Origin of the sequence: Microbacterium sp. BE35, assembly GCF_031457705.1 — a bacterium.
Classification (GTDB): Bacteria; Actinomycetota; Actinomycetes; order Actinomycetales; family Microbacteriaceae; genus Microbacterium; species Microbacterium trichothecenolyticum.
The window spans coordinates 20,906-27,609 of sequence record NZ_JAVDXD010000008.1; the positions used below are offsets into that span (position 1 = coordinate 20,906).

At 68.7% G+C, this 6,704-nt stretch carries 8 protein-coding genes and 1 pseudogene; 5 read left to right on the forward strand and 4 right to left on the reverse strand.

Annotated elements, in window-relative coordinates:
- Positions 1-35: 35 nt before the first annotated feature.
- On the reverse strand, positions 36-608 hold the full coding sequence (locus tag J2Y46_RS20605; protein WP_310245015.1) for a YdeI/OmpD-associated family protein: 573 nt from the start codon (positions 606-608) through the stop codon (positions 36-38).
- Between the two features lie 180 nt (positions 609-788).
- Between J2Y46_RS20605 and J2Y46_RS20610 the strand changes: the two are divergent.
- Positions 789-1,067, forward strand: a pseudogene (locus tag J2Y46_RS20610) (dihydrofolate reductase); the annotation flags it as partial.
- Positions 1,068-1,233: 166 nt separating this feature from the next.
- Here J2Y46_RS20610 and J2Y46_RS20615 read toward each other — a convergent pair.
- Positions 1,234-1,536 (reverse strand): hypothetical protein, encoded by a 303-nt coding sequence (locus J2Y46_RS20615; RefSeq protein ID WP_310245017.1) that lies wholly within the window; start codon positions 1,534-1,536, stop codon positions 1,234-1,236.
- Positions 1,537-1,689: 153 nt separating this feature from the next.
- Here J2Y46_RS20615 and J2Y46_RS20620 point away from each other — a divergent pair, with 153 nt between their 5' ends.
- Positions 1,690-1,956 (forward strand): hypothetical protein, encoded by a 267-nt coding sequence (locus J2Y46_RS20620; protein WP_310245018.1) that lies wholly within the window; start codon positions 1,690-1,692, stop codon positions 1,954-1,956.
- A gap of 40 nt (positions 1,957-1,996) precedes the next feature.
- Here the strand turns inward: J2Y46_RS20620 and J2Y46_RS20625 are convergent, their stop codons facing one another.
- Positions 1,997-2,338, reverse strand: coding sequence for a hypothetical protein (locus J2Y46_RS20625; protein ID WP_310245019.1), 342 nt, complete (start codon positions 2,336-2,338; stop codon positions 1,997-1,999).
- Positions 2,339-2,534: 196 nt separating this feature from the next.
- On the opposite strand from J2Y46_RS20625, the gene J2Y46_RS20630 reads away from it, so the two are divergent.
- From J2Y46_RS20630 to J2Y46_RS20640, 3 genes are all read left to right on the forward strand, one after another.
- Positions 2,535-3,038, forward strand: a complete 504-nt coding sequence (locus J2Y46_RS20630; protein ID WP_310245020.1) for a MarR family transcriptional regulator — start codon at positions 2,535-2,537, stop codon at positions 3,036-3,038.
- 224 nt (positions 3,039-3,262) lie between these two features.
- A complete protein-coding gene (locus J2Y46_RS20635; RefSeq protein WP_310245021.1) occupies positions 3,263-4,081 on the forward strand; it encodes an aquaporin in 819 nt (272 codons plus the stop codon).
- Positions 4,082-4,103: 22 nt separating this feature from the next.
- Entirely contained in the window at positions 4,104-4,814 is a 711-nt protein-coding gene (locus J2Y46_RS20640) for a lysophospholipid acyltransferase family protein (RefSeq protein ID WP_310245023.1), read from the forward strand.
- A 135-nt stretch (positions 4,815-4,949) separates the two neighbouring features.
- Here J2Y46_RS20640 and J2Y46_RS20645 read toward each other — a convergent pair whose 3' ends face one another.
- On the reverse strand, positions 4,950-6,524 hold the full coding sequence (locus J2Y46_RS20645; RefSeq protein WP_310245025.1) for a molybdopterin-dependent oxidoreductase: 1,575 nt from the start codon (positions 6,522-6,524) through the stop codon (positions 4,950-4,952).
- Positions 6,525-6,704 lie beyond the last annotated feature (180 nt).

The following is a 6,704-nucleotide window of genomic DNA, read 5'->3' on the forward strand; positions in this document are numbered from 1 at the left end:
AAGCTGGAAGGGCGCCTGAGGTCGGCAGCCGGTCGTCAGTGCAGGGACTCGCCCCGTTTCAGCATCTCGACGTACTCGGCGACGCGTGCGGCTCGCGAGGCCGGCCGCTTGAGATTCGCCACCCGGAAGGCCATCGCGAACCGGTTCTGCGCCGACTGGGAAGCGAAGGCTTCGGCGATCTTCGGGTCCGCGTTCAGTGCTTCCTGCAGCTCTTCGGGGAGGTCGCCGTCGCGCTGCCGATACGCGCGGTCCCATCGCCCGTCGGCCTTCGCGCGGTCGATCTCGAGCTGACCCTGGGGTCGCATGCGGCCTTCCTCGATCAGCCGGGTCACGTGGCCGATGTTGACTTTCGACCACATGCTCCGCGGTCGTCGGGGCGTGAACGTCTGCAGGAAGTAGTCGGCGTCGAGGGAATGCTTCTGCCCATCGATCCACCCGAAGCACAACGCGACATCGAGCGCCTCGGCGTACGTGATCCCGGGTCGGCTCGTGGCGGCCTTGCGCAGTCGCAGTCGGATCCCGCTCGGGTCGGGGTCCGAGTCCAGCCAGGCTTCCCAGTCGGCGACGGTGTCCACGTGCAGTTCAGGCTTGTTCGCGCGGTCGACCATGGCGGCAGGATAGCTCTCGTCCCCGTGCCGGCGGACCTTCCGGGCTGCGGAGCCGCTCCACGACGGATGGGCCAGCCGAGGAACCACCCGCCGCCGATCGATAAGCGCGCCGACGGTCTTCTTGCAAGAGGGACCAACTCACGACCCGCGAGACGCGAAATCCACGCACAGGAGGAGCCCATGGGGAAAGTGGTCATGAACGCGTCGGTCTCGGTGGATGGCTTCATTGCGGCCGAGAACGACGATCCCGGCCCACTGTTCGAGTGGCTGGTCAGTGGCGACGTGCCGTTGGATGACAGCGGCGTGCTGAACGTGTCGCAAGCGTCATATGACCACATCCGGCCGTACTGGGATCAGGTCGGGGTAACGATCGTCGGCCGCCACGCCTTCGACATCACGGACGGCTGGGACGGGAAGCCTCCGAGCGGGATCGACCACGTGCTTCACCTGTGCTACCGGGTGCGCCGCATGCCGATCTGAGCGGGAACGCGAACCGTCCCACAGCGACGCCGGCCGAGTCCCCGAGTGGAGCGTTCCCATGACTGGAACGTGCTTCAGCGGGGCCGGAGCCGGGCCGGATGCTCCGATCGACACGGCGAGGATCGGGGGCTCGCCGTGGCGCGGATCATCCCCATCCTGATATCACCGGCGCACGGTGGGGAATCGGTACAGGCTTGGACCGTGTAGATGCGGATCTCGTGTCCCGCACCAACTGTGCGGTGCGAAGCACGTCTTCGCGTGAAGGATGCATGCTGGGCGGGATGCCGAGCCCCAGCCAGACAGCCTCATACCCGCCGTTGCTGCTGACACGTTCGACGTACGCGACGAGCCGGGCGGCGTCGTGGACTTCAACGCTGGTGTCGCACAGTCTCCACGCGGTATCTCCGAGCGGCTCGAACACCAGGCTCCCCTGATCGGCAGTGATCATGTGAAACCTCCGCATCAACGATGCGCTCACGTCGGGGCGTGCGCTACCCCTTGACAGGCTGCGGGCCCACACTCCGGGCGCAGATGCAACCCCCGCGACGCCGTGCGGGACCTCCCGTACCGTGCAGACGGGAGAGAGAGGCGCGGCGCGATCGTGTACGCGACGGAACTGACAATCGGAGACCACGCGTACCTGTTGCGCGCGGGGACGGACGAGCGGGGCGTGCTCGACGAGTTGACGGCGGCGGTGCGGGCCGGCGGGGGTGTGGTGGAGTTGCCCGCCGGCGCGCCGAACTCGCCGCGGTCCGTGCTGATCAGCCCCGGAGTCCCCGTGTTCATCGAACGCATCCCCATTCCCGATGACCCTCCCACCCCGGACGACGACACCGGTGAGGACGCATATGCGGAGTGGGCATTCTGAAGGCGGGCGCCAGCCCTCGAGCTGAACCGGCGCGGAAAGATCACGCAGCAGCGGGCTCCCGGACCGGCTGCCGCGTTTGCCGGCGCGGCTCGGGACTTATGACGACCAACCCTGCGTTGCTGTTGGCGGCCACGGCGAGCTCCTGCAGGTAGTCACGGTCGAGGGTGACCGGCTCGTCGGAATCGAAGGTGAAGAGGAGTGGTATCGCTGGCTGGATCCAGAGGGTGGTGCGTGCCGGCCCCTCGCCTTCGGGGTGCCGCCAGGTGAAGGTGAAGCTCTCGCCTCGGCGCAGTTTGGTGGTGATGACGATCTTCACGTGGGCGAGAACGTCGTCGGGGATGGTCAGCGTATCGAGGCCGCTGCCGTAGCGGAGGGTTCCCACGAGTAGTCCTTTCTGAAGATGCCTACAGAACACATACTCCATCTCACAGATGCTGTCAATCCCAAGTTCTGTGTATCTCGGAGGTTGTGACATATCTTGTGTGTCACACGATGCGCTGCTACATTCGTCGCGCGTATGCGACGCGTCGCGAGCGGCCAGAAGGGCCGGGGCCGGACGCCGTATTCATGGGAGTGCGATGCCGAAGACGGTGGTGCGGCACGAAGCCGAGCATCTGTATGCCGACCAGCCGGCGACGCCGGCCGGGCGGCGGCTGAGCGATGCCATCCTGCGGTTTCGCACTGCGGAGCGTGTTCAGGCGGAGCGGGCGGTGCGGGCCTCCGGGCTCTCCACTGTCGACCTGACGGCGTTGCGATATCTGGTGCAGGGTGACCGGGATGGTCGCGACCTCAGCCCGAAGGACCTGATCGTGATGCTCGACTCATCCAGCGCCACGGTGACGAACGTGATCGAACGCCTCGTGCAGCGGTCCTACGTGGTTCGCGTGCGACACCCGACCGACCGGCGGGCGCACTATCTGAAGCCCACCGCGCAGGCCATCGCGCTGGTCGACGGCTCCTTCGCCGCCCACCACGCCGCCATCGTCCACGTCATCGACGGGCTCCCGGCAGCCGACCAGGAGGCCGCGGCACGCGTCATCCGCGACATCGCCGACGCCTTGGACGCGCTCGCCGACGCCTGACGCAGGGTTCACCGTCGCACCCGGTCTCGGCTCTCCGATAGAGGGCTTCGGCCGGCGGCAGCCGCCCCGCACGGCCGCGGCGCGCGCCGCGCCCGACCCGCTGCGCCGCGTCGACCGCGCAAAGCGCTCCACACGGGGACCCGTGGCGATGACCTGCCCGAGGGTCTACTGTGAGCGCCGGGTCCCTTCACCTCGCCGGTTGACACAAGGGATGGAGCGTCGTCATGAGTGGTCGAGTCGAGCGCACCGAGCAGGAGATCCTGCGGTGGTTCCACCAAGACATCGAAGGTCCGATGGCGGACTTCCGCGATCCGAGCCAGGAGTGGCGGCGGCTGGTGTCCGAGCTCTACGGGACGTTTCTGCTGGTGCTCGTGGCCGCCGGCGCGGGGATGATGGGGCAGGCGTTCCCGGGGACGATCTCCCGCGCAGCCGCAGTGGTCGCTCCTGCGCTGATGGTGATGGGGGTCATCCTCTTCATGGGCAAGGTGTCGGGCGCGCATCTGAATCCGGCCGTCAGCATCGCGTTCGCGCTGAGGCGCGACTTTCCGTGGCGGCGGGTGCCGGGGTACATCGTGGCCCAGCTCGCCGGGGCGACCGTGGCCGCGCTCTTCCTGCAATGGGTGGTCGGAGTGTCGGCCACCTACGGCTCGAATCACCCCGCCGAGTCGTACGGTGCGGGACCCGCCTTCGTCATGGAGGCGGTGCTCACGCTCGGCCTCGTGAGCGTCATCCTGGGGACGGCGTCCGGGGCGCAGAACATCGGCATCTTCGGGGCGCTCGGAGTGGGCGGGTACATCGCCCTCGCGGGTCTGTGGGGCAGCCCGATATCGGGAGCATCGATGAATCCCGCTCGCACTTTCGGGCCGGATCTCGCCAGTCTCACGTTCACCGACTACTGGGTCTACGTCGCAGGGCCGCTCGTCGGCGCCGTGATCGCGGTCGGCATCGCCTACGTGTTGCGGGGTCGAGGCGGAGGCGAGTCCGGCTCCACCGCGGCGCAGGGAGCCTTGTTCACCGAGACCGGCAGCCCCGATCAGACCTGACGATGACGGATAGGGTGGCGTGGTGATAGCGCCCGCTCCGCCGAGCCCAGCCCCTGCGCCGAGGCCGGGCGCCATCTACTTCCTCGGGCGGGTGGTCCTGCGGCCGTTGTTCTGGCTGATGTACCGTCCGCGCATCGTCGGTCGAGGGAACGTGCCCGAGCGTGGGCCGGTGCTGCTGGCGAGCAATCACCTTGCGTCGCTCGACACGGTCATCATCCCGACCTCCGCGACCCGCCCGGTGCAGTTCCTCATCAAGTCGTCGTACTTCACGGGCTCGGGAATGCTCGGCCGCATCAAGCGCCGGTTCTTCACCTCGATCGGCGGTGTCCCGGTGTACCGTGCGACCGGTCGCGATGCGCGCGCGGCGCTCGACGCGGGCAGCAGCATCCTGCGGGCCGGCAGCGTGTTCGCGGTGTTCCCCGAGGGAACCCGCTCACGCGACGGGAAGCTGCACGACGGTCACGGTGGTGCGGCGTGGATGGCGCGCGACACGGGCGCCGCTGTCGTGCCTGTCGGACTGATCGGGACCGGCACCGTCAAGCCGCTGAGTCATCTGCTGCCGGGGAGGCCGCGCCTCGAGGTGCACTTCGGCGAGCCGCTCGGCCTCGCCGACCTCGAAGGGATGCCGGATGGCAAGGCCCGCCGCGAGATCACCGAGCGCATGATGGCCGCGATCGCACTCCTGAGCGGACAGGAGCGCTCCGGCAGCGTCAACGCGACATCGCGCGACTGACCCGCTTCGGGAGAAATGCCCCGGACGCACCGATTCAGTCGCACTCACCCGATGCACGCCGGCCGATCCGCTGCGACCGATCCACGGGAGAGCTCTCGCGGCGGGTGATGGCCGGGCTGCAGCATCCGGATCCCGTCAGGTCACGGAGATGAGGGACCTCTGCCAGCCCGACGACCCGTTCGGCGCGATCGGCGCCGCCTCCTCGAGCTGCAGTTCGCCGTTGTTGTCGGTCGCCCGCACTGAGAGGTAGTGGGTGCCGGGTGCGGCATCCCATTCCAGGAACCACTGCACCCATGTGTCGGTGTTGATCGGGGTCGACAGCATCGCGGGCTGCCAGTCGCCGTCGTCGATGCGCACTTCGACACCTTGGATGCCGACGGATTGCGCCCACGCGACGCCGGCGATCGGGATGCGCCCCGCTGCGATCGGCTTGCCGATCTTGGGGGTGTCGATCCGCGACGAGAACTTGATCGGCGCCTGCGCGCTGTAGCCGCGCGGGGTCCAGTAGGCCTCGTCCTGAGCGAACGTGGTGACGGTGAGCTCGGTCAGCCACTTGGTGGCCGAGACATAGCCGTAGAGACCGGGCACCACCATCCGGACGGGGAATCCGTGCTCGAGGGGCAGCGGCTCACCGTTCATCCCGACGGCGAGGATCGCGTCGAGTTCGTCGTCGGTGAGCGCGGACAGCGGGGTGCCGGCGGTGTAGCCGTCGACGCTGCGAGAGAGCACCATGTCGGCGCCGGATTGAGGCCCCGCGAGACGGAGGATGTCGCGCACCGGCACGCCCAGCCACATGGCGTTTCCGACGAGCTCGCCGCCGACGACGTTGGAAACGCACGTCAGTGTGATCGCGTACTCGTCCAACCCCATCGCGAGCAGTTCGTCGAAGTTGAGCTCGACACGTCGGTCCACCATGCCGTCGATCACCAGCCGCCAGCTGTCGGGGTTCACGGTGGGAACGGTGAGCGCGGTGTCGACCCGGTAGAAGTCGGCATTCGGAGTGAACAGCGGCGTGATGCCGGGGATGTCGAGTTCTGCGCCCGCGGGCACCGTCACGGTCGATCGTGCCGCGGGCAGGCGAAGCGCACGCCGGACCGCCTCCACCGACGAGGTGGCCATGCTCACCGCTCTCGCGGTGACGCCGACGATCACGGCGGACGCACCGGCGATGCCGGCCATGACGAAGAACCGGCGCCGGTCCATACCCCGGTCGGAGTTCGGGCTCGCCTGCTCACCAGACGCCGGCGGAAAGATCGGGCGCTGCCATGCCTGAAGGCGTCGAGACAGCAGGACCAGCACGATCGAACCCGCGAGCGCTCCGACCACCGGCGGCAGGAACGCGAGCGGGGTGACGCCCGGCCGCGTCACGATCGCTGCGACCGAGAGCGCCCCGGCGACACCGAGCGCGACGACGCCGAGGGGCGGCCGCACGAACTGCAGCACCCCCGCGATCGCGGACGCGATCACGACCGCGAGCCCGAGCCCCGCAAGCAGAGCGACCTTGTCGAACTCGCCGAACGTCGAGATGGCGAGCTCTTTGAGCGGCTGCGGCACGATGTCGATCACGAACGATCCGACAGCCAGGATCGGGCTGGCGTCACGTGCCACCATGAGCGCGACCAACTCGGAAGCCGCGAGGAACACCGCTGCGCTGACCACCCCCGAGAGCGCGGCGAGCGCGATGAACCTGCGCGGGCGACGTCCGGCCACGGTGCACCCCCAATCCACGAGCCCGGTGCTCGACGATTGTTCGGAGCGCCGCCCGGATCGGATCGGGTCGCCGGGGGCGGGGCGGCCGGCCCCCCGGCCCCGGGGGGGTGGTTTCCGACGCCGCGGGGGGTTTTAGGCCCGAAGGGTGGAGGCGGTTAGGCAGCGGGTGGGGGGCCCCCC

What these genes read in the sequence shown, in the direction of transcription:
- J2Y46_RS20605 (WP_310245015.1), bottom strand. Translation starts at nt 608, where the DNA reads ATGGTCGACCGCGCGAACAAGCCTGAACTGCACGTGGACACCGTCGCC.
- J2Y46_RS20635 (WP_310245021.1), top strand. Translation starts at nt 3,263, where the DNA reads ATGAGTGGTCGAGTCGAGCGCACCGAGCAGGAGATCCTGCGGTGGTTC.
- J2Y46_RS20630 (WP_310245020.1), top strand. Translation starts at nt 2,535, where the DNA reads ATGCCGAAGACGGTGGTGCGGCACGAAGCCGAGCATCTGTATGCCGAC.
- J2Y46_RS20615 (WP_310245017.1), bottom strand. Translation starts at nt 1,536, where the DNA reads ATGATCACTGCCGATCAGGGGAGCCTGGTGTTCGAGCCGCTCGGAGAT.